The following is a 510-nucleotide window of genomic DNA, read 5'->3' as shown; positions in this document are numbered from 1 at the left end:
CACCACTGACCAAGTTTGCGATTTTAAAAAGCTTATACAGTTCGATAGGATGTGCATCAACATCAATGCCGATCGCTTCGATTTCAATCTCGTCGCCTTCTAAATACTCTTCGTGGTCGTAATCTTGGGTCATGTTATTTACTCTTCATATTTGATGCTCTGAAGTTTAAACGCAATGCCCCAAAATAGAAACCTCAGCCAATGCTCTATCGCAGGTTCTTTGTGGCTTTTGAGCACGTCTTGACCTATTTAACTGACCATTCGCAAGCTGTTACGTCAATGCCAACTTCAAACGAGGCTGCAATTCCATAATCCGAAGGTATATACTCTCCAGGTTATTGTTGAAAAGAGCGAATACTTTGTCTCAACCAAGCAGAATTACCTTTGTTACGGCTAACTTGTTTAATTTTGTCGCACCGCCGAACGCCTACTACGACTTCGAGAATATTTATTCCCAAGAGCAGTGGCGAGACAAACTTGCTTGGACGCAAAACCAATTAGAAAAGCTCG

1 pseudogene is annotated in these 510 nt (G+C 42.0%); it reads left to right on the top strand.

The annotated features are described in order from the left end of the window. Window positions 1–359: 359 nt before the first annotated feature. Window positions 360–510 (top strand): annotated as a pseudogene (locus R7Q48_RS31350) (endonuclease/exonuclease/phosphatase family protein); the annotation flags it as partial.

It is taken from the genome of Vibrio sp. 378 (assembly GCF_033339435.1).
Note: the sequence above shows the minus strand (reverse complement) of the source record. Positions and strands in the feature narration are given on the sequence as shown.